Here is an 18,476-nt window from a genome sequence, read left to right as displayed (position 1 = left end):
TATCAATGCGTCACCGCACCCCAGCCACCCCAGACATAGATGACGAGGAAGAGGAACAGCCACACCACGTCGACAAAGTGCCAATACCATGCAGCGGCTTCGAAGCCGAAATGCTGCTTGGGGGTGAAGTGGCCCTTATAGGCGCGCACCAGGCAGACGATCAGGAAGATCGTGCCAACCAGCACGTGGAAGCCGTGGAAACCGGTCGCCATATAGAAGGCCGAACCATAGTTCAGGTCCTTGAACGGGAACGGCGCGACCGAATATTCATAGGCCTGCACGCAGCTGAACACGATGCCCAGGATGATCGTGAGCCACAGGCCCTTGATCAGGCCATCGCGGTCGCCGTTGATCAGCGAGTGGTGCGCCCAGGTGACGGTGGTGCCCGAGCACAGCAGGATCAGCGTGTTGAGCAGCGGCAGTTCGAAGGCGTTGAGCACTTCGACACCCTTGGGCGGCCAGGTTCCGCCGATCACGTCTGCGGTGGACGGGAACAGCGAGAAATCGAACCATGCCCAGAACCAGCCGACGAAGAACATGACTTCCGAAGCGATGAACAGGATCATCCCGTAGCGCAGGTGCAACTGCACCACCGGGGTGTGATCACCCGCATGCGCTTCCTTGATGACCTGCGCCCACCAGAAATAGAAGGTAGCTGCCACGGCAGCGACACCGGCGTAGAAAACTATGCCCGAGGGATCGACACTGTGCATCCACAGGATCGCGCCTACGGCCATGAGCAGCGCCGACATCGATCCCGCGAACGGAATGATGCTGGGCGGCAAAATATGATAATCGTGGTTCTTTGTTCCGGCCATCGGTCTGGTCCCTGTCGTCCCTAAAGCGTCTTCAAACTAAGCCCTTAACTGCCCTTTTTCGCCTGGTCCAGCGGGTAAAAGGTATAGCTGAGGGTTATCTCTTCGATATCCTTGGTGTCCGGATCGGTGAGGATCGCCGGGTCCACATAATAGATCACCGGCATCCGCACCTTCTCGCCCGGCTGCAGCGTCTGCTCGGTGAAGCAGAAGCACTGGACCTTGGCGAAATAGCGACCGGCCTGCACGGGCGTGACGTTGAACGTCGCGGTTCCGGTCACCGGCTTGCTCGAAAGATTCTCCGCCACGAACGCGGCCATGTCGCGCGCACCGATGGTAATCTTCTCGGTCGGGTTTTCCGGCTTGAAGCGCCACGGCAGCGCCGAGGACACGTTCGAATCGAACCGCACCACGATCTGCTTGTCCGTCACCGCGATTGCCGAAGCGGTCTCTTCGCTGACCTTCATCGTGGTTCCGCCAAAGCCGGTTGCCTCGCAGAAGATGCGGTACAGCGGCACCGCGGCATAGCCCATGCCGAGCATTCCGCCCGCAAAGCACAAAGCGAGGAGAGCAGCCTTGCGGTTGCGGCGCGAAACATCGGGAGAAAGCGTCGCGGCGTTCATCCCCACACCCCGATCTTCACGATGGTGATGACATAGAACATCACGCACAAGGCGATGAGAATCGCGGCCATGAACAGCGCGCGGCTGCGCTGACGCGCGCGCAACTGGGCGAGGACCTCCGGATCGTTGAAATCGGGCGCCTGCGTGGTCGATGTGGGCTGTTCGGTCATGCCGCGATGGCCGGCAGCACCGCCCGGTCGATGACCAGCGCGGTGAAGATCATGAACAGATACAGGATCGAATAGGCAAACAGCTGCTTTTCGGGCTTGAGCGCATCGCCCTCGCCCGCGACGCGGAAGCCGACGCGTGCGGCCAGCAGCACGAACACGCCCGAGAGCACCAGCGCACTTGCGCCATAGGTCCAGCCAGCAAGGCCGAGCGCAAACGGCGCCATGGCGGTCGCGAGCAGCACCAGCGAATAACCGAACACCTGACGGCGCGTGGATTTCTCGCCCGCGACGTTGGGCATCATGGGAATGCCGACGCGCGCATAATCCATCTTCACGAACAGTGCGAGCGCCCAGAAGTGCGGCGGGGTCCAGAAGAAGATGATCGAGAACAGCAGGATCGGCAGCATGGTGACATCACCGGTCACCGCAGCCCAGCCGATCACCGGCGGGAACGCCCCAGCCCCGCCACCGATGACGATGTTCTGCGGCGTATTGGGCTTGAGCCAGACCGTGTAGATCACGGCGTAATAGAAGATCGAGAAGGCCAGGATCGCAGCCGACAGCCAGTTGACCGCCAGCCCCATGATCACCACCGAAAAGCCCGACAGCGCCAGGCCGAACTGCAGCGCGGCCTCGCGGTCCATGCGGCCTGCGGGGATCGGGCGGTTGGCGGTGCGCTTCATCAGCGCGTCGAGATCGGATTCGTGATACTGGTTGAGCGCTGCGGCACCGCCCGCGCCCATCGCGATGCACAGGATCGCAACGAAGCCGATGACCGGGTGAATGGTCCCGGGCGCAACCAGAAGCCCGCACAGGCCGGTAAACACCACCAGGCGGATCACGCCGGGTTTGGTCAACGCCCAGAAGTCCCGCCAGTGTGCGGGCATGAGCGCGCCATGCGGGGCCGGAACGGCGCCTGCCTGACGATCCAACTGCTGAACGGCTTCGGTCATGTCACTCATTACCCATATGGCAAACCCCTCCCTTTCGGGGAGGGGCTGCGGGCCGACCTGGAAACATCCGTGTCGGCCCGTCAATCTGCCCGAACTCTGCCTGCCTTACTTGATGACGGGCAGCGTTTCGAACTGGTGGAACGGCGGCGGGCTGGACAGGGTCCATTCCAGCGTCGTGGCACCCTCGCCCCAGTAATTGCCTTCGGCACGACGTCCGGCAACCATGGCATAGGCGATGTTCACGAAGAAGATCAGCATGCCGGCAGCCATGATCGCATAGCCGAGCGAGGCGATCTCGTTCCAGTAGGCGAACGCCTCGGGATAATCGGGATAGCGACGCGGCATGCCCTGACGGCCCAGAAAGTGCATCGGGAAGAACAGGATGTTCACGCCGATGAAGAACACCCAGAAGTGCAGGTGGCCCAGCAGCTCGTTGTAGTGACGGCCGCTCATCTTGGGGAACCAGTAGTAGAACCCTGCGAAGATCGAGAACACCGCGCCCAGCGAGAGCACATAGTGGAAGTGGGCGACCACATAGTACGTGTCGTGCAGGTTGTCGTCGACGCCGCCATTGGCGAGCACGACACCGGTCACGCCACCCACGGTGAACATGAAGATGAAGCCGAGCGCCCAGACCATCGGGGTCTTGAAAGTGAGCGAACCGCCCCACATCGTCGCGATCCACGAGAATATCTTGATGCCCGTGGGCACCGCGATCACCATGGTTGCTGCGGTGAAGTACATCTTCATGTTGACCGACAGACCGACGGTGAACATGTGGTGCGCCCACACCACGAAACCGACGACGCCGATTGCGACCATGGCATAGGCCATGCCGAGATAGCCGAACACGGGCTTCTTGGAGAAGGTTGCGATGATGTGGCTGATCATGCCGAAACCGGGCAGGATCATGATGTACACTTCGGGGTGGCCGAAGAACCAGAACAGGTGCTGGTACAGAACGGGGTCACCACCGCCTGCGGCGTTGAAGAAGGCCGAACCGAAGTTGCGGTCGGTCAGCAGCATGGTGATGGCTGCGGCCAGAACCGGCAGCGAGAGGAGAAGCAGGAACGCGGTGACCAGCATCGACCACACGAAAAGCGGCATCTTGTTGAGCGTCATGCCCGGTGCGCGCATGTTGAAGATGGTGGTGATGAAGTTGATCGCGCCGAGGATCGACGAGGCACCGGCAAGGTGCAGCGACAGGATGGCAAGGTCAACCGCGGGGCCAACCGAACCGCTGGTCGACAGCGGAGCGTAGACCGTCCAACCGGTGCCGGCACCCAAGCCCGAACCGCCGGGCACGAAGGTCGAGCCGAGCAGGAGGGCAAAGGCGGGGATCAGCAGCCAGAACGAGATGTTGTTCATCCGCGGGAAGGCCATGTCCGGCGCACCGATCATGATCGGAACGAACCAGTTGCCGAAGCCGCCGACCATCGCTGGCATGACCATGAAGAACACCATTATCAGGCCGTGCGCGGTGATGAGCACGTTCCACATGTGATAGGCCTGGTCGAGCGTGGCTTCGCTGCCCTGCATCATCGAGGCCCAGCCCTGCAGATACTGGACGCCGGGCTCAGCCAGCTCCATGCGCATCAGGCCGGAAATGGCACCGCCGATGATCCCCGCGACGATCGCGAAGATCAGGTACAGCGTACCGATGTCCTTGTGGTTGGTCGACATGAACCAGCGCTGGAAAAACGCGGGCTTGTGGTCGTCATGTGCATGATCATGGTCATGCAGATCGGCCGGATTGGCAGCAATCGTGGTCATGGTCTTGCCCTGTCCTTACTGAGCGGCTGCAGGAGCGGCGGCGGCTGTGCCTGCGCCTTCTGCTGCGGGAGTGGTGGTGGCGGCTGCAGGTGCAGCGGCGGGAGTTGCGGCGGCGGCGACTTCATCGCCCTTGACGGTGCCGCCCTGCGAGCGGACCCAAGCGTCGAACTTGGCGCGAGGCAGCGCCTCAACCGCGATCGGCATGAAGCCGTGGCGTGCGCCACACAGTTCGGAGCACTGGCCGTAATAGACGCCGGGTTCCTTGATCACGAGCATCTTCTCGTTCGAACGGCCCGGGACGGCGTCCATCTTGAACCAGAGCGAAGGCACCGAGAAGCTGTGGATCACGTCCGAAGCGGTGGTGATGATGCGGATCGGCTCACCGGCGGGGACGACCATGCGGTTGTCGACGGCCAGCTGGTATGGTTCGCCACTCTTGATGGCGGCCTCTTCGGTCAGCATGTTCGAGACGACCTCAAAATCGCCGTTGTCGGGATAGCTGTAGCCCCAGTACCACTGATAGCCGGTCACCTTGACGGTCACGGCCGAAGCCGGCGCAGGCTTGTACTGCTTGGCGAGCAGGTCGATCGACGGGACCGCAACACCCACCAGGATCAGCACCGGAACCAAAGTCCAGATAACTTCGATGGTGGTATTGTGCGTGACGCGCGATGCGACCGGGTTGGCGGCGGCGCGATAGCGGATGACGATCCACATCAGCAGGCCGAGCACCAGCAGCGAGATCGCCACGATGATAGGCAGCAGGACGATGGTGTCGAGCCAATAGGCATATTCACCAAGCTCGGAATACTGGTCCTGGAAGTCGATGCCCTTGTCGACCGGCATGCCCTTGCCCGGGGTCGGCGCCATCGGGGTGTAGCTCGAATCGAGCGCGCCTGCAGCAGCGGCATCTGCCGGAGCGGCTTCGGCGGTGGCGGCGGGAGCAGCAGCGGCAGGCGCTGCGGCTTCAGGTGCAACCTGCGTGCTGGGGGCGGGAGCAGCGACCGGCGGAGCCGGCGGCGTCTGTGCCAACGCCAGCGGCGCGGTTACGAGAACAAGGGCTGCGAAACCGATAGATTTCGTCCAAGATGCGAACGCCATTCGTAGAATGTCCCTGTATGGGCAGGGCATCCGTCCACGTCCCGTAGTGCCGGATCACTGCCGTGTTTGCGTCATAGCTAATCGTGCCTATACGCAGGCTTGCCGCCAGTCTCAAGCCAATCTAGGGATATTTTTTGCACCCATCCCCAAGCCCCCCTCCGGGGGGTGCCAAGACGCTACGTAAAAGGCTAAATACAATGCAGGACGAAGAAATTCTGGCTGAGTTTCGGGCGAGTCAGGCACTGCTCGAAGGGCATTTCATCCTCTCCTCGGGGCTGCACAGCGCGCATTATCTGCAATGCGCCCGTGTGCTGATGGACCCGATGCGCGCCTCGCGCCTCGCCAGCGCGCTCGCCGCGCGCATGCCGCGCGATGTCCGCAGCCAGATCGACCTCGTCATCTCGCCCGCGATGGGCGGCCTCATCATCGGCCATGAGATGGGCCGCGCGCTGGGCGTCGAGGCGATGTTCGTCGAGCGCCCCACCGGCACCTTCGAGCTGCGTCGCGGCTTTGCGATCAAGCCGGGTCAGAAGGTGCTGCTGATGGAAGATGTCGTCACCACAGGACTGTCTTCGCGCGAAGCGATCGCAGCGGTGAACGCAGCGGGCGGCAATGTGATAGCTGCCGGCGCGCTGGTCGACCGCACCGCTGGCGAGGTGTCGCTGGGCGTTCCGTTCTTCCCGCTGATCTCGCTCAACTTCCCGACTTTCGCCGAAGACGCCCTGCCCCCTGAGCTCGCCGCGACTCCCGGCGTCAAACCGGGAAGCCGCAAGGAACCAGAAGCGGCATGATCCGCTGGCTGTTCGCTCCGCTCGCAGCGCTGCTGCTGGGCGCTGGCGCACCGCCGCCTGCCATTGACGAGGCTGCCGTGGCAGCCGCGCTCGATGCCACCACGGCCCCCGGCACCGTGCTGATCGCCCGCGGAGACGCGATCGTATTCGAGCGCGCATTCGGCCTTGTCGACCCGGCATCCAAGGCCGAGCACTCATTGGGCCAGACCTGGCGCTGGGCCTCCGTATCCAAGCAGGTAACCGCCACACTCGCGATGCAGGAGGTGGCCGCCGAGAGGCTCGACCTTGACGCACCGATCCTCAAATACCTGCCCGACAGCAAGGCTCCGTTTGCAGGCACCATCACCTCGCGGATGCTGATGCAGCACATTTCCGGCCTGCCGCGCACCGAAGAGGGGCCGATCGGCAGGGACGGCTGGTCGACCTTCTACATGGTCGATCGCGGCAGCCCCGAAACCGGGCGGACGTGGTGCGAAGGGCCGACCAACCGCAAACCGGTGTCCGAGTTCTTGTACGGAGACTGCGATTTCATCATGATGGCCGCCGTGATCGAGGCCACCAGCGGCAAGTCCTATGACACGCTGATCGCCGAACGCATCGCACAGCCTCTGGGCCTTGCCAGCGTGGGCGTGTTCCCGCGAACCGAACCGACGGTGCCAGGATATGCCGAGGGCAAGCCCGAGACAACGGCGTTCCGGCTCGAGAATTTCGGCGGCGCAGGCGCGCTCTATGGCACGACGCGTGACCTGTTGGCCTTTGATCGCGCGCTGATGACCGGCAAGCTGATCCCCGAAGCCGAGCGCGCGCAGATGTGGGACGGCAAGCCCGAATATGGCTTTGCCGCGCTCGGCCAATGGTCGTTCAGCGTACCGTTGAAGGATTGCGGGGATACGCCGGTGCGCATTGTCGAGCGGCGCGGCTTCATTGGCGGCGTGGTGCTGCGCAATATCATCCTGCCCGATCTGGACGTGGTGATCATCATGACATCGAACCGCGCCGAGGCCGAGGCTGCCTTTGGCGAAATCTGGCAGCAGGCCGGCATAACCCATGACGTGATGCGCGCGGCCTTGTGCGCAACCGGAGCACCTCTATGACACAGCACCTGCGCCTAGGCGTCAACATCGACCACGTCGCCACCATCCGCAACGCGCGCGGCGGGGATCACCCCGATCCGATGCGCGCGGTGCGGATTGTCCAGGCGGCGGGCGGCGATGGCATTACCGTCCACCTGCGCGAGGACCGGCGGCACATCCGCGACAGCGATCTCGACACGATCATGGCGGGGTCGACCCTGCCGATCAATCTGGAGATGGCCGCGACCGAGGAAATGCTCGAGATCGCGCTGCGCCACCGTCCACACGCTGCGTGCATCGTTCCCGAAAAGCGCGAGGAGCGCACCACCGAGGGCGGGCTGGATGCCGCTGGCATGCACAACACGCTCGCGCCCATCGTCGGGCGCCTTGCCGATGCGGGAATCCGCGTCAGCCTGTTCATCGAGCCGGAGGCGCGGCAGATCGACGCCGCGATGCGGCTGGGCGCACCGGTGGTCGAACTGCACACCGGGCGCTACGCACATCTGTGGCTGGACGAGGACCGCGACGGGATCGAGACCGAGCTCAAGCGCATCGCCGATGCCGCGGCGCTCGCCACCAAGAACGGCATCGAACCGCATGCGGGGCACGGCCTGACGTTCGATAATGTCCAGCCCATTGCGGCGATTCCCCAGCTCGCCGAGCTCAACATCGGCCATTACCTGATCGGCGAGGCAATCTTCGACGGGCTGGAGGCCAGCATTCGCCGGATGCGGCAGCTGATGGATGAAGCGCGGTGATTCTTGCAATGATGCAGACGGTCGTATCCCACCCCTCTCCCTTTACGGGAGAGGGCGCGAGACTTGGCAGCTTGCTGCCTAGTCGCGGCGGGAGAGGGCAACTGCGCCATGCCTCCGCCACCCTCTCCAGGAGTTGCCAGGCAGCAAGCTGCCAGGCCAACTCCATCCTCCCCCGCAAGGGGGGAGGCGTAACCCTATGATCATCGGCCTCGGCTCTGACCTTTGCAATATTGAGCGAATCCAGAAGTCGCTCGACCGGTTCGGCGTGCGGTTCGAGCAGCGCGTGTTTACTGAAACCGAACAGGCCAAGGCCGCCCGCCGCCCCTTCACCAAGGCGGGAACGCTCGCCAAGCGCTTTGCCGCCAAGGAGGCTTTTTCCAAGGCGGTTGGAACCGGGTTCAAGGCGGGCGTGTTCATGAAGGACATCGGCGTCGTCAATGCCCCTTCGGGCGCACCGACGCTGAAACTGACCGGGGGTGCGAAAGCACGGCTGGACAGCATGATTCCCGCAGGCCATAGCGCCTTCATTCATCTGACGCTCACCGATGATCATCCATGGGCGCAGGCATTCGTGATCATCGAGGCGCGGCCCATTGACTGATACTCCCCCGCCCGGTCCGGACCCGAAAGACACCCGCATGGCACCCGAAGCTTCCGACGCCGCGATCGACGCTGACACCGTTCGCCGTCCGCTCGCCGAAGACGAGCACAAGCCGATCAACTGGTTCGACGAGGTGCGCGGCCTGTTCCTGCTGCTGCTCGCGGTGCTGGCGTTCCATTCGCTGGTCGCCAAGCCCTTCTACATCCCAACCATGTCGATGATGCCCAACCTGCTGGTCGGCGACCGGCTGGTGGTGAGCAAATACCCCTATGGCTGGTCCTGGGTGTCGGTGTCGTTCCACCTGCTGCCGCCGATGAAGGGGCGGATCATGGGATCGACGCCCGAATATGGTGACATCGTCATCGCCACGCCCCCGGGCGGCAACGCCGACTATATCAAGCGCGTCATCGGCCGCCCCGGCGACACCATCGAGGTGCGCTCGGGCCGGGTGATCCTCAACGGCGAAGAAGTGGTGCGCGCGGTGCAGCCCAACATGCTGCTGCCGGTCGATCTGAACTCGCCGTGCAACGCCAGCGATTTCCCGATGCTCAAGATGCGCGGCGCCGATGGCCGATATTATTGCGAGCTGCCGATCATCCGCGAGACGCTTCCCAATGGCGTTTCGTACAACACCATCGATCTCGGCCCCGACTATCCGCTCGACAATTACGGCCCCTACAAGGTGCCTGCGGGCCATGTCTTCCTGATGGGCGACAACCGCGACCGCAGCGCCGACAGCCGCGCGAGCCTGGAAGAACTCGGCCTGGGCGGCGCGGTGCCGCTGGAGAATATCGGCGGCCGGGCGGAGATCGTCACCTTCTCGCTCGACGGCAGCACCAACTGGAACCCGATGAGCTGGTGGCAGTCGCTGCGCGGAGAGCGGGCAGGCAATTCGCTCCGCGCGGGCAAGGACTGACACTCAATACTCTGTAACGTCATCGTCATCCCCGCGAACGCGGGGGTCCCGCTGCTGCGCCGAGGTTGCAGAACAAGCGGGATTCCCGCGTTCGCGGGGATGACGGCGGATCTGGCGTGCTCTAGCAGGGCGTGCTCTATGAAGGCTTGCGCTTGGCGAGCAGCATCTCGGCGATCTTGTAGGTGCGCTCGTTGTCGACATCGACCGCATAGGCGCCTTCGGTGAGCAGGAACGCGCGGACCTTGACCTTGAACCGGCGCGAGATCGCCGCCATCGCGCCATCGACCGTCGACCAGCCCAGCCGGAACCGGATGAGGTTGAGGATACCGAAGGCCTGCGCGATCCGGCCCTTGGTCTTGATGAACTGGCCGCCACCGCGAAACGCCTCTGCCGCGCGGAACGAGGCCGCATCGCGCAGCCAGTAGGCGTTGCAGTTGGAGATCGCCATGTCCTTGAACTCGTAGAACCGCCGCTGCGCCTCGGGGTGCTCGGCGAGGATCGAGGCCTTTTCGGCGATCGCGATCACCGCCCCTGCCCCTTCGCGCATTCCGAAATCGTGGATGGCCCGGATCTCCTCTGCGGTGACCAGCACGTTGTCACCGGTGGTGATCAGCATCGGGAACGGATTGGTTCCCTGCTTATTGGCCTGCTCAATGACAGCCTCGATGCTCTCGACGATGCCATCGCGCGACACGCTCATGTGCAGGCGGCCCGCTGCGGTCAGCTCGGCAACGCCAGGCACATCGGCGATCACCGCAGGATCGTGGATAGAGACCCAGATCGGCGCATCGGCCCATCCATCCTTTACGCCCTCGAGCACCCATTGCAGCAGCGGCTTGCCCTGGATCGGCACGTTGCACTTGTGGGTGACGCCCGCGGCTTCGGCCAGCGGGTCGAGCTTGCCATCACGCTTGCCCGCGAGGATGAGAACAGTTGGCGATGACATGATGCAGACCTTTCGCGCGCCCCGATTATCGCAGCGCCTATAGGCAGGGTTTGGCCACGCAACAACCCGGCTTGCCCTCTTCCCTTTGACGCGGCAGACGCTAAGAGCCAAGCGGATGAATTAACGCTGAAGGACGTCTGATGGGTGAAACGCTGAACATCGCGCTGGTCGGGCTGGGTACCGTGGGCGCGGGCGTGATCCGGCTGCTGGAGGAAAATGCGGCGCTGATCGCGCGGCGCGCGGGCAAGCCGATTCGCGTCGCCGCGATCACCGCACGCGACCGCTCCAAGGATCGCGGCGTCGATCTGTCGCCCTATGAATGGGTCGATGACATGGGCGAATTCGCCAGCCGCCCCGATATCGACGTGGTGGTCGAGCTGATCGGCGGCGCAGACGGCCCCGCGCTGACGCTGGCGAAGGAAAGCATCGCCGGCGGCAAGGCGTTCGTCACCGCCAACAAGGCGATGGTCGCGCACCACGGACTCGATCTTGCGCAGCGTGCCGAGACTGCCGGTCTCGCTTTTAAATATGAAGCTGCGGTGGCAGGCGGCATCCCCGTCATCAAGGGGCTGCGCGAGGGCGCTGCGGCCAACCGGCTTGAGCGGGTCTATGGCATCCTCAACGGCACCTGCAATTTCATCCTGTCGGCGATGGAAAAGACCGGCCAGGACTTTGCCGAAGTGCTTGCCGAAGCGCAGGCACGCGGCTTCGCCGAAGCCGACCCCAGCTTCGACATCGATGGCGTTGATGCCGCGCACAAGCTGTCGATCCTCGCCGCGCTCGCCTTCGGAACGCAGCTCGACTTTGAGGGCATCGAACGCAGCGGCATCCGCAAGGTGCTCTCCGCCGATATCGCGCAGGCCGATGCGCTGGGCTATCGCATCCGCCTGATCGGCATGGCCGAACTCGACGGCAGCAACGGCGACGCGCGGCTGTTCCAGCGGGTCCACCCCTATCTGGTGCCGATGAACCATCCACTGGCGCATGTCGACGGATCGACCAACGCGGTGGTGGCAGAGGGCAATTTCTCAGGGAGGCTGCTGTTCCAGGGCGCAGGCGCGGGCGATGGCCCGACCGCCAGCGCCGTGGTCGCGGACCTCATCGACATCGCGCGCGGCGAGATCGGCCCGGCTTTCTCGATGCCGGTGCGCGAGCTCGAGCAGGTGCAGCGCGCCGAAACCGGTCACCGCATCGGCAAATGCTATCTGCGCTTCGAGGTTGCCGACCGCCCGGGCGTTCTGGCCGAGATCACCGCCGCGATGCGCGACGCCGGAGTCTCGATCGAGAGCCTGATCCAGAAGGGCCGCAGCCCCGATGGCAGCGTGCTGGTCGCCATGGTAACGCACGAAGGCCCCGAAAGCGCGGTGGCGGCAACCATTTCCGCGCTCAACGGTTCCCCCAGCTTGCACGCTGCTCCGCTCGTTATCCACATTCTGGGAGACTGACCCCATGCCCTCAGGCCTTGCTGCACTTTTGGACGATGTCGCAGCGCTGACGCGGCTGGCGGCGGTCTCGCTCGACGATGTCGGCGCAGCCTCGGCCAAGGCCGGCGCCAAGGCGGCCGGGGTCGTGGTCGATGACGCTGCGGTTACCCCGCAATATGTCACCGATTTCAAGCCCGAGCGCGAGCTTCCCGTCATCTGGCGGATCGCCAAGGGTTCGCTGTTCAACAAGTTCATCATCCTGCTGCCCATCGGGCTGCTGCTCAGCGCATTCCTGCCTTGGGCGATCACGCCGATCCTGATGCTGGGCGGGCTGTATCTGTGCTTCGAGGGCGCCGAAAAGGTGATCCACAAGCTTGGCCACCATCAGGATGTCGCCGAGGATGTCAGCCAGGTTCAGGACATGTTCGCGCTCGAGAACGAGCGGGTCAGCGGCGCGGTGCGCACTGACCTGATCCTTTCGGCCGAGATCATGGCGATTGCGTTGTCAGAAGTCGCCAGCCGCCCGATCGCCATCCAGGCAGCCGTGCTGGCGCTGGTCGGACTGGTGATTACCGCTGCGGTCTATGGCGCGGTGGCGCTGATCGTGAAGATGGACGATTTCGGCCTGCATCTGGCGCAAAAGCCTTCGGCCGCGCTGCAGGGCTTTGGCCGGGGGCTGGTCAAGGCGATGCCGATCGTGATGTCGGCGCTGGCGATCATCGGGACAGCAGCGATGATCTGGGTCGGCGGTCAGATCATCATCCACGGGCTGGCGGTGTTCGGTTTTGCAGGTCCCGAGCACCTGATCCACGATATCGCGGTGGCAGCCGGCGCGGCTGTCCCTGCGATCGGCGGGCTGGTCGAATGGCTTGTTGGCGCTGTGGGCGCTGGTATCGTCGGCTTTATTCTTGGCAGCATCATCGCGCTGGCCTTGAAGGCACTTCCGGGCAAGAAGCACTGACAGCCCAACCTCAGGTAATCGTCAGGGCAAGCGCCCAGGGCGGCCGTGGATATTGACCGGGTGGCCGTCCAGATCACCCCTGCCGAAGAGCACGAACCCCAGTTTCGCGGCGACCTTTTCCGACGCGGTGTGCCCGGGATCGATGATGCAGCGCACGATCGGCGCCTTCAGCACCGTATCGCTCCAGTCCAGAACGGCGGCCATCGCCTCTGTCGCCAGCCCCCTGCCCCAGGCGTCGGGTGCCATCGCCCAGCCGGCCTCGGGCACGCCATCGATATCGGGCAGGCCGCGTTCGAAGCTGGCAAGGCCCCCTACCCCCATCAATGCGTCGGTGCGCCGGTCGGCAAACAGCCAATAGCCATAGCCGCACAGGGCCCACAGCCCATGCATGCCGATGAACCGGGCCCAGCTTTCATTGCGGGTGCGCGGATTGCCGCCGATATAGGCTGTCACCCGCTGGTCGGCCCACATCGCCGCATAGGCATCGAAATCCGCCATCACCGGCGCGCGCAATCGCAGCCGCTCGGTCTCGATCACCGGAATGGCGGCCATCATTGCGGCCCGCCGCTGCTTGCCGCCTGTTCGCGGCGGCGTTCGGCAGCCTCTGCCTCGCGCGCTTTCTTGAGATATTCCTCGTCCACCTCGGGCAGCTTGGAAAAATCGATCAGATAGGCGGGCGGCGGCGGGCATGGCGGCACCACGCACAGATTGCTGAAGGTCGCCTTGCCCTTGAAGATGCCATCGCCCGCAACGTCGGGCGCGGGCGGGGGACCACCGGTGGCAAGCCGCCCCTCGGTATCGGGCGGAACGCGGAACTTCGCGCTGGGATCGGTCTCGCCGCACACCACGATATCCTTGCCCGCGGCGCTTGGCTGGCAGCGCTTGGCGCGCTCTTCCTTGCCGGTCCATTCATCGGCCTTGCGAATCATCTGCTTGACCTTTGCGTCAACCCGGTCGGATTCGCGCTGTTCGGGCTCGGGCAGCCGCGTGTCATCCTGGGCGTCCTGAGCGCTTGCGGGCGGAGCAAAAAACGCGGAAAGGGCCAACACGGCCGCCGCAAACAGCATTCTCGACAATGCAATAATGCTCCCTTATGGACCGGGCGCAATGCACCCGGCCTGAAAGCGGAACTGGTGCCCCACATTAGAAGGATGACCCGCCTGCCATGTCCAGCGCAAGCCTGAAAGCAACGCCGCCTGCAGAAACCCCGCAGCTTGACCGCGTCCTGGTGCTCGAAATGGTCCGCGTGACCGAAGCCGCCGCGATCGCTGCATCCAAGCTGATCGGCCGGGGCGATGAGAAGGCCGCTGACGCCGCCGCCGTGGAAGCGATGCGCGCCGCGCTGAACGGACTGGATATCGACGGCACCGTGGTGATCGGCGAAGGCGAGCGCGACGAGGCCCCGATGCTGTACATCGGCGAGAAGGTGGGCCTGGGCAATGCAGGCGCGCCGCGCATCGACATCGCGCTCGATCCGCTCGAAGGCACTACCATCACCGCCAAGGCGGGACCCAATGCGCTTGCGGTGCTGGCGATCGCCGAAAACGGCTGCCTGCTCAACGCGCCGGACGTCTACATGGACAAGATCGCGGTGGGCCCCGGCTATCCCGACGGCGTGATCGATCTCAACAAGTCCCCGACCGAGAACGTGCAGGCGGTGGCCGCTGCCAAGGGCGTGAAGCCCGGCGACATCATCGTGTGCGTGCTCGACCGCCCGCGCCATGCCGAGATGATCGAGGAACTGCGCGGCCTGGGCTGCGGCATCATGCTGATCCCCGATGGCGATGTCGCAGGCGTGATCGCGACGACCAATCCCGACACCACGATTGACCTGTACATGGGATCGGGCGGCGCGCCCGAGGGCGTTCTGGCGGCAGCCGCGCTGCGCTGCGTCGGTGGCCAGTTCAAGGGCCGTCTGCTGTTCCGCAACGACGACGAACGTGCGCGCGCGCGCAAATGGGGCATCGAGGATCTGAACGCGATCTATGACCTCACCGATCTTGCCAAGGGCGACTGTATCTTTGCCGCCACCGGCGTGACCGACGGTTCGCTGCTTGAAGGCGTCAAGCGTCGCCGCGATGGCGTGATGACCACCGAAACCGTGGTGATGCGCTCTTCCAGCGGCACCGTGCGCTGGGTCAAGGGCGAGCACCGCATCGCCGACTGAACGGATCTGCGGCTTGGCACCGGATGCGCGCGTCGCGCCATCCGGCGGGGGATGAATGGCTATGGCGTTTGCGATCGACGGCTTTGACCTGGACCGGTTCGTGGCCTCCACGCTGGCCGAAGATCTGGGCCCGGACGGGATCGACGTCACCTCGCAAAGCGTCATCCCCGCAGACGCACGCTTTACCGGCGTGATGGATGCGCGCCATGCGATGGTGGTCGCAGGGCTCCCGATCGCCGAGGCTTTTTTCCGGGCACTGGACCCCGATTGCGAGGTCCGCCTGCTGGTCGAGGAAGGCGCGCAGGTCTCCGGCGGCACCGATATCCTGCATGTCTCGGGCAAGGCGCGCGCGCTGCTGACCGCGGAGCGCTCGGCGCTCAACACCGTCCAGCATCTCAGCGGAATAGCCAGCCTGACGCGCACCTATGTCGATGCGATGGCGGGCACCGGCGCGGTGCTGCTCGATACCCGCAAGACCATTCCGGGCCTCAGGTTGCTGGAGAAATACGCGACCCGTCAGGGCGGCGCGCAGAACCACCGCATGGGACTGTGGGATGCCGCGATGATCAAGGACAACCATGTCGCGGTGGCCGGCGATATCGGCGAGGCTGTCCGCCGCGCGGTGGCTGCTGGGATCGCGCAGATCATCGTCGAGGTCGATCATGTCGAACAGATCGAGCCTGCCCTGGCCGCCGGCGCCACGCATCTGCTGCTCGACAACATGTCGCCTGCCACGCTGCGCGGCGCGGTGACGCTGGTCGGCGGACGCGTCCCTTGCGAGGCATCAGGCGGCGTCACGCTGGAGACGATCCGCGCGATTGCCGAAACCGGGGTCGATTACGTCTCGGTCGGGCGCCTCACCCAGTCGGCCCCTGCTGCCGATGTGGGGCTGGACTTCACGGCGGTCTGAATGCGCTGGCTGGCCGCGCTTCTCCTTCCGGGGCTGTGGGGTGCGATGCAGCCCGTTCCGGCAAGCGCACAGGCCTATCAGTGCCGAATGCCGGAGCGGCTTGCCCCGGTCACACCACCACGGCGCGGACCCGAAGATGTCCGCCGTGTCACGCCCATCACAGGCTATACCCTGGCGCTCAGCTGGTCGCCCGAATATTGCAAGGGGCGCGAAGATCGCCCGGGTGAAGCGCTGCAGTGCAGCCGCAACCACGGTGAGTTCGGATTCGTGCTGCACGGGCTGTGGCCCGAGGGGAAGACCTCCGCCTTTCCGCAATATTGCGCGCGCACGCCTGTCCAGGTGCCAGCGTCGGTCGTCCGCAGCACCTTGTGCTCCATGCCGTCCCGGCGGCTGATCGCGCACCAATGGGACAAGCACGGCAGCTGCATGGCGCGCGACCCGCAATCCTATTTCCAAACTGCGACAAGGGTTTACCGCGCAATACAGCTCCCAGACATGGAGCGCCTGTCGCGCAGGCCGCTGACCAACGGCATGCTCAAGCAGGAGATCGCCCGGCGCAATCCTGGGATGAAGCCCGATGCCATCGCAATCAAGAGCAATGGCCGCGGATGGCTGCAGGAGGTGCGGATCTGTCTGGCGCCGGGCTATCGTCCGCGCGCCTGCCCGGCCTATGTGCGCCAGCCGCGCGGCGACACGCGCCTGCGCATATGGCGCGGGCTTTAGCGGACCAGCGTCTCGTCGCGCTGCAGCGCCTTGCGTCCCCAGGCCAGCAGGAACACGCACAATGCGATGATGATCGCGAAGGATTCGAGCGGCGCGATGTTGTACAGCCAGACGCCGATGGCCGGCGCAACGATATAAGCCGCACCATTGACCGAGGCCACGATCCCGGCGACCTGACCCTGTTCGGCGCGAGTCACCGCCAGCGAGGCGCCGGCGGTAAAGCCCGGGCGGAACAGCCCGAAGCCGAGCGAGGCGATCGCAAAGCCCAGCGCGATCGCGTTGATGCTGTACGAAAACGCGACCAATGTGCACCCGGTCGCGGCCAGCGCCATCCCCCACAAGGTCGAATTGCGCGGCCCCATCTTCAAATAGGGGATCAGCCCCCATTGCGCGAGCAACGTGGCAAAGGCCCCCGCCATCAGCACCAGCCCGGTTGGCCCAGCGGCAAGCTCGGGCGTGGCGCGCAGGTCCAGCCGATCAAGCAGCATAAAGCCGACCAGCCCCAGGATCATCGCATTGGCATGGCCGCCAACCAGCCCGGTGATCAGCCACGGCCGCAGCCGCGCGTCCTTCCACGACAGACGCTGCTGGGTGGGATCGACCGGTGCAGGCGGAGCCTCGTCATGCTCGTCGGCATCATACACTTCCCCGGCGGCGCTGGTGCTCATCGGTTCGGATACCAGCCGCCCGCGCGCGGCATAGCTCGGCGTGTCATCGGGAAGCCGAAGCTTGAGCGTCACCAGCACCAGCAGGCCGAAGGTTGCGAACACGAAGAACGGACTGGGCAGGCCCAGGAACGGCAGGATGATCAGCGGCGCCAGCGCGGGGCCGATCACGGTGCCGAGGCCAAAGGAGGAGGAGATCATCGACAGCGACTGGGTGCGCTCCTGCCGGCTGGTGCGTGCGGCGACATAGGCCTGCACCGCGGGCGGTGCGGCGGAGCCCAGCCCGCCGTACAGGCTGCGGAACATCGCGAAGATCAGCATCGTCCACGCGCCCGAAAGATAGCCGTTGAGCCCCACGATCAGCGTCAGCCCGCACAGCGCGAAGGAAGAGATGAAGCCCACCAGGCCAAGGTTCATCAGAGCCTTGCGGCCGCGCCGGTCGGACAGCCGTGCCCAGCGGGGCGCAAAGACCATCCACAGCAGCGCCGACCAGCTGTACGCCAGGCTGACCCAGACATCCGCGACCCCCAGCCGGGTGCCGATCGCGGGCATCACCGATTGCATCGCGGTGTTGCCCGCTGCCGTCACCAGCATCACCATGAACAGCAACGCCATGCGGTCGGTCGGCAGTTTCTGTCCGGAAAGCGGGCCCTCGTGCTGGGCGGGCATGTCACTCATGGCCAGGCATAGCCTCTCTCGATCCGCGCGACATGCAGGGTGTAATGCGCGTACCAGCGGTCCCGCCCCGCCTCGCGCGCGGCGCGGTGCTCGCGGTTGTCGCGCCATGCGCGGGCGCTGGCGTCATCCGCCCAGTAGCTGACCGTGATGCCGAAACCGTCCGCCCCCCCGCCATGGTCCATTCCCAGATAGCCCGGCTGCTGCGCAGCCAGTGCGTCCATGGCCTCTGCCATCGCCGCATACCCCTCTGCATCGCGCCCGCTGCGCTGCGCCGCGAAGATCACGGCAATACTGCCATTGGCATGGATGCGGGAATCTGTGGACGCGTGCATGGCAAATGCTCTACGCGCTGCCACCTGTGTTGCAAAGTGTTGCGATGGCCTGCGGACGCACATGATTGCTTTGCCCGGCCCAATCTGCAATTGTGA

21 protein-coding genes are annotated in these 18,476 nt (G+C 64.7%); 10 read left to right on the top strand and 11 right to left on the bottom strand.

Annotated elements, in window-relative coordinates; genetic code table 11:
• Positions 1–2: 2 nt before the first annotated feature.
• The 6 genes from B5J99_RS11825 to coxB all read right to left on the bottom strand — a co-directional run bounded on the left by B5J99_RS11825 (position 3) and on the right by coxB (position 5,435).
• Entirely contained in the window at positions 3–818 is an 816-nt protein-coding gene (locus B5J99_RS11825; protein ID WP_117352480.1) for a cytochrome c oxidase subunit 3, read from the bottom strand.
• A gap of 44 nt (positions 819–862) precedes the next feature.
• Positions 863–1,438 carry a cytochrome c oxidase assembly protein gene (locus tag B5J99_RS11820; RefSeq protein WP_054133257.1) on the bottom strand — a complete coding sequence of 192 codons (576 nt, stop codon included), beginning with the start codon at positions 1,436–1,438 and terminating at the stop codon, positions 863–865.
• Positions 1,435–1,608: a hypothetical protein gene (locus tag B5J99_RS19560; RefSeq protein WP_162892381.1), complete on the bottom strand. Its 174-nt coding sequence runs from the start codon at positions 1,606–1,608 to the stop codon at positions 1,435–1,437. The genes B5J99_RS11820 and B5J99_RS19560 overlap by 4 nt, the downstream gene beginning before the upstream one ends.
• On the bottom strand, positions 1,605–2,561 hold the full coding sequence (locus tag B5J99_RS11815; RefSeq protein ID WP_083231290.1) for a heme o synthase: 957 nt from the start codon (positions 2,559–2,561) through the stop codon (positions 1,605–1,607). Before B5J99_RS11815 ends, B5J99_RS19560 begins: the two co-directional genes overlap by 4 nt.
• 105 nt (positions 2,562–2,666) lie before the next feature.
• Positions 2,667–4,334: a cytochrome c oxidase subunit I gene (gene ctaD, locus B5J99_RS11810; RefSeq protein WP_054133213.1), complete on the bottom strand. Its 1,668-nt coding sequence runs from the start codon at positions 4,332–4,334 to the stop codon at positions 2,667–2,669.
• Positions 4,335–4,349: 15 nt separating this feature from the next.
• Positions 4,350–5,435, bottom strand: coding sequence for a cytochrome c oxidase subunit II (coxB, locus tag B5J99_RS11805; RefSeq protein WP_054133214.1), 1,086 nt, complete (start codon positions 5,433–5,435; stop codon positions 4,350–4,352).
• 197 nt (positions 5,436–5,632) lie between these two features.
• Here coxB and pyrE point away from each other — a divergent pair, with 197 nt between their 5' ends.
• From pyrE to lepB, 5 genes are all read left to right on the top strand, one after another.
• Positions 5,633–6,226, top strand: coding sequence for an orotate phosphoribosyltransferase (gene pyrE / locus B5J99_RS11800; RefSeq protein ID WP_054133215.1), 594 nt, complete (start codon positions 5,633–5,635; stop codon positions 6,224–6,226).
• On the top strand, positions 6,223–7,320 hold the full coding sequence (locus B5J99_RS11795; protein ID WP_117352479.1) for a serine hydrolase domain-containing protein: 1,098 nt from the start codon (positions 6,223–6,225) through the stop codon (positions 7,318–7,320). The genes pyrE and B5J99_RS11795 overlap by 4 nt, the downstream gene beginning before the upstream one ends.
• On the top strand, positions 7,317–8,057 hold the full coding sequence (locus B5J99_RS11790; protein ID WP_054135995.1) for a pyridoxine 5'-phosphate synthase: 741 nt from the start codon (positions 7,317–7,319) through the stop codon (positions 8,055–8,057). The genes B5J99_RS11795 and B5J99_RS11790 overlap by 4 nt, the downstream gene beginning before the upstream one ends.
• Positions 8,058–8,253: 196 nt before the next feature.
• The gene (gene acpS / locus B5J99_RS11785) at positions 8,254–8,658 is read left to right on the top strand and encodes a holo-ACP synthase (RefSeq protein WP_054135994.1); all 405 of its coding nucleotides are present in this window, start codon (positions 8,254–8,256) and stop codon (positions 8,656–8,658) included.
• 37 nt (positions 8,659–8,695) lie between these two features.
• Positions 8,696–9,574, top strand: a complete 879-nt coding sequence (gene lepB, locus B5J99_RS11780; RefSeq protein ID WP_117352478.1) for a signal peptidase I — start codon at positions 8,696–8,698, stop codon at positions 9,572–9,574.
• Positions 9,575–9,710: 136 nt separating this feature from the next.
• On the opposite strand, the gene B5J99_RS11775 is transcribed toward lepB, so the two are convergent.
• Complete coding sequence (locus B5J99_RS11775; RefSeq protein ID WP_117352477.1) at positions 9,711–10,520, bottom strand: glycosyltransferase family protein; 810 nt, start codon at positions 10,518–10,520, stop codon at positions 9,711–9,713.
• A 140-nt stretch (positions 10,521–10,660) separates the two neighbouring features.
• Here B5J99_RS11775 and B5J99_RS11770 point away from each other — a divergent pair, with 140 nt between their 5' ends.
• Positions 10,661–11,965, top strand: a complete 1,305-nt coding sequence (locus B5J99_RS11770) for a homoserine dehydrogenase (RefSeq protein ID WP_054135991.1) — start codon at positions 10,661–10,663, stop codon at positions 11,963–11,965.
• Positions 11,966–11,969: 4 nt separating this feature from the next.
• Positions 11,970–12,905, top strand: coding sequence for a DUF808 domain-containing protein (locus tag B5J99_RS11765; RefSeq protein WP_054135990.1), 936 nt, complete (start codon positions 11,970–11,972; stop codon positions 12,903–12,905).
• Between the two features lie 21 nt (positions 12,906–12,926).
• Here B5J99_RS11765 and B5J99_RS11760 read toward each other — a convergent pair whose 3' ends face one another.
• Positions 12,927–13,460, bottom strand: a complete 534-nt coding sequence (locus B5J99_RS11760; protein ID WP_236823438.1) for a GNAT family N-acetyltransferase — start codon at positions 13,458–13,460, stop codon at positions 12,927–12,929.
• On the bottom strand, positions 13,457–13,954 hold the full coding sequence (locus tag B5J99_RS11755; RefSeq protein ID WP_150126195.1) for a hypothetical protein: 498 nt from the start codon (positions 13,952–13,954) through the stop codon (positions 13,457–13,459). The genes B5J99_RS11760 and B5J99_RS11755 overlap by 4 nt, the downstream gene beginning before the upstream one ends.
• 116 nt (positions 13,955–14,070) lie before the next feature.
• Here B5J99_RS11755 and glpX point away from each other — a divergent pair, with 116 nt between their 5' ends.
• The 3 genes from glpX to B5J99_RS11740 all read left to right on the top strand — a co-directional run bounded on the left by glpX (position 14,071) and on the right by B5J99_RS11740 (position 16,705).
• Positions 14,071–15,072 carry a class II fructose-bisphosphatase gene (glpX, locus tag B5J99_RS11750; RefSeq protein WP_054135988.1) on the top strand — a complete coding sequence of 334 codons (1,002 nt, stop codon included), beginning with the start codon at positions 14,071–14,073 and terminating at the stop codon, positions 15,070–15,072.
• Between the two features lie 61 nt (positions 15,073–15,133).
• A complete protein-coding gene (gene nadC, locus B5J99_RS11745) occupies positions 15,134–15,982 on the top strand; it encodes a carboxylating nicotinate-nucleotide diphosphorylase (RefSeq protein ID WP_211337918.1) in 849 nt (282 codons plus the stop codon).
• The gene (locus tag B5J99_RS11740; RefSeq protein ID WP_117352475.1) at positions 15,983–16,705 is read left to right on the top strand and encodes a ribonuclease T2 family protein; all 723 of its coding nucleotides are present in this window, start codon (positions 15,983–15,985) and stop codon (positions 16,703–16,705) included.
• Here B5J99_RS11740 and B5J99_RS11735 read toward each other — a convergent pair.
• On the bottom strand, positions 16,702–18,048 hold the full coding sequence (locus B5J99_RS11735; RefSeq protein ID WP_162892577.1) for an MFS transporter: 1,347 nt from the start codon (positions 18,046–18,048) through the stop codon (positions 16,702–16,704). The genes B5J99_RS11740 and B5J99_RS11735 overlap by 4 nt on opposite strands.
• Positions 18,045–18,380: an antibiotic biosynthesis monooxygenase family protein gene (locus tag B5J99_RS11730; protein ID WP_054135984.1), complete on the bottom strand. Its 336-nt coding sequence runs from the start codon at positions 18,378–18,380 to the stop codon at positions 18,045–18,047. Before B5J99_RS11730 ends, B5J99_RS11735 begins: the two co-directional genes overlap by 4 nt.
• Positions 18,381–18,476: the final 96 nt, after the last annotated feature.

This window comes from Blastomonas fulva, from assembly GCF_003431825.1.
Classification (GTDB): domain Bacteria; phylum Pseudomonadota; class Alphaproteobacteria; order Sphingomonadales; family Sphingomonadaceae; genus Blastomonas; species Blastomonas fulva.
The sequence above is the reverse complement of the archived record's forward strand: the minus strand, read 5'-3'. Positions and strand labels throughout refer to the sequence as shown.

Excerpts from the sequence above, each read along its gene's own strand:
- B5J99_RS11770 (WP_054135991.1), top strand. The coding sequence starts at position 10,661 with ATGGGTGAAACGCTGAACATCGCGCTGGTCGGGCTGGGTACCGTGGGC.
- B5J99_RS11740 (WP_117352475.1), top strand. The coding sequence starts at position 15,983 with ATGCGCTGGCTGGCCGCGCTTCTCCTTCCGGGGCTGTGGGGTGCGATG.
- B5J99_RS11820 (WP_054133257.1), bottom strand. The coding sequence starts at position 1,438 with ATGAACGCCGCGACGCTTTCTCCCGATGTTTCGCGCCGCAACCGCAAG.
- acpS (WP_054135994.1), top strand. The coding sequence starts at position 8,254 with ATGATCATCGGCCTCGGCTCTGACCTTTGCAATATTGAGCGAATCCAG.
- B5J99_RS11815 (WP_083231290.1), bottom strand. The coding sequence starts at position 2,561 with ATGACCGAAGCCGTTCAGCAGTTGGATCGTCAGGCAGGCGCCGTTCCG.
- B5J99_RS11795 (WP_117352479.1), top strand. The coding sequence starts at position 6,223 with ATGATCCGCTGGCTGTTCGCTCCGCTCGCAGCGCTGCTGCTGGGCGCT.
- B5J99_RS11735 (WP_162892577.1), bottom strand. The coding sequence starts at position 18,048 with ATGAGTGACATGCCCGCCCAGCACGAGGGCCCGCTTTCCGGACAGAAA.
- B5J99_RS11825 (WP_117352480.1), bottom strand. The coding sequence starts at position 818 with ATGGCCGGAACAAAGAACCACGATTATCATATTTTGCCGCCCAGCATC.
- B5J99_RS11730 (WP_054135984.1), bottom strand. The coding sequence starts at position 18,380 with ATGCACGCGTCCACAGATTCCCGCATCCATGCCAATGGCAGTATTGCC.
- B5J99_RS11765 (WP_054135990.1), top strand. The coding sequence starts at position 11,970 with ATGCCCTCAGGCCTTGCTGCACTTTTGGACGATGTCGCAGCGCTGACG.
- B5J99_RS11775 (WP_117352477.1), bottom strand. The coding sequence starts at position 10,520 with ATGTCATCGCCAACTGTTCTCATCCTCGCGGGCAAGCGTGATGGCAAG.
- lepB (WP_117352478.1), top strand. The coding sequence starts at position 8,696 with ATGGCACCCGAAGCTTCCGACGCCGCGATCGACGCTGACACCGTTCGC.
- B5J99_RS11760 (WP_236823438.1), bottom strand. The coding sequence starts at position 13,460 with ATGATGGCCGCCATTCCGGTGATCGAGACCGAGCGGCTGCGATTGCGC.
- pyrE (WP_054133215.1), top strand. The coding sequence starts at position 5,633 with ATGCAGGACGAAGAAATTCTGGCTGAGTTTCGGGCGAGTCAGGCACTG.
- B5J99_RS19560 (WP_162892381.1), bottom strand. The coding sequence starts at position 1,608 with ATGACCGAACAGCCCACATCGACCACGCAGGCGCCCGATTTCAACGAT.
- nadC (WP_211337918.1), top strand. The coding sequence starts at position 15,134 with ATGGCGTTTGCGATCGACGGCTTTGACCTGGACCGGTTCGTGGCCTCC.
- B5J99_RS11790 (WP_054135995.1), top strand. The coding sequence starts at position 7,317 with ATGACACAGCACCTGCGCCTAGGCGTCAACATCGACCACGTCGCCACC.
- glpX (WP_054135988.1), top strand. The coding sequence starts at position 14,071 with ATGTCCAGCGCAAGCCTGAAAGCAACGCCGCCTGCAGAAACCCCGCAG.
- ctaD (WP_054133213.1), bottom strand. The coding sequence starts at position 4,334 with ATGACCACGATTGCTGCCAATCCGGCCGATCTGCATGACCATGATCAT.
- coxB (WP_054133214.1), bottom strand. The coding sequence starts at position 5,435 with ATGGCGTTCGCATCTTGGACGAAATCTATCGGTTTCGCAGCCCTTGTT.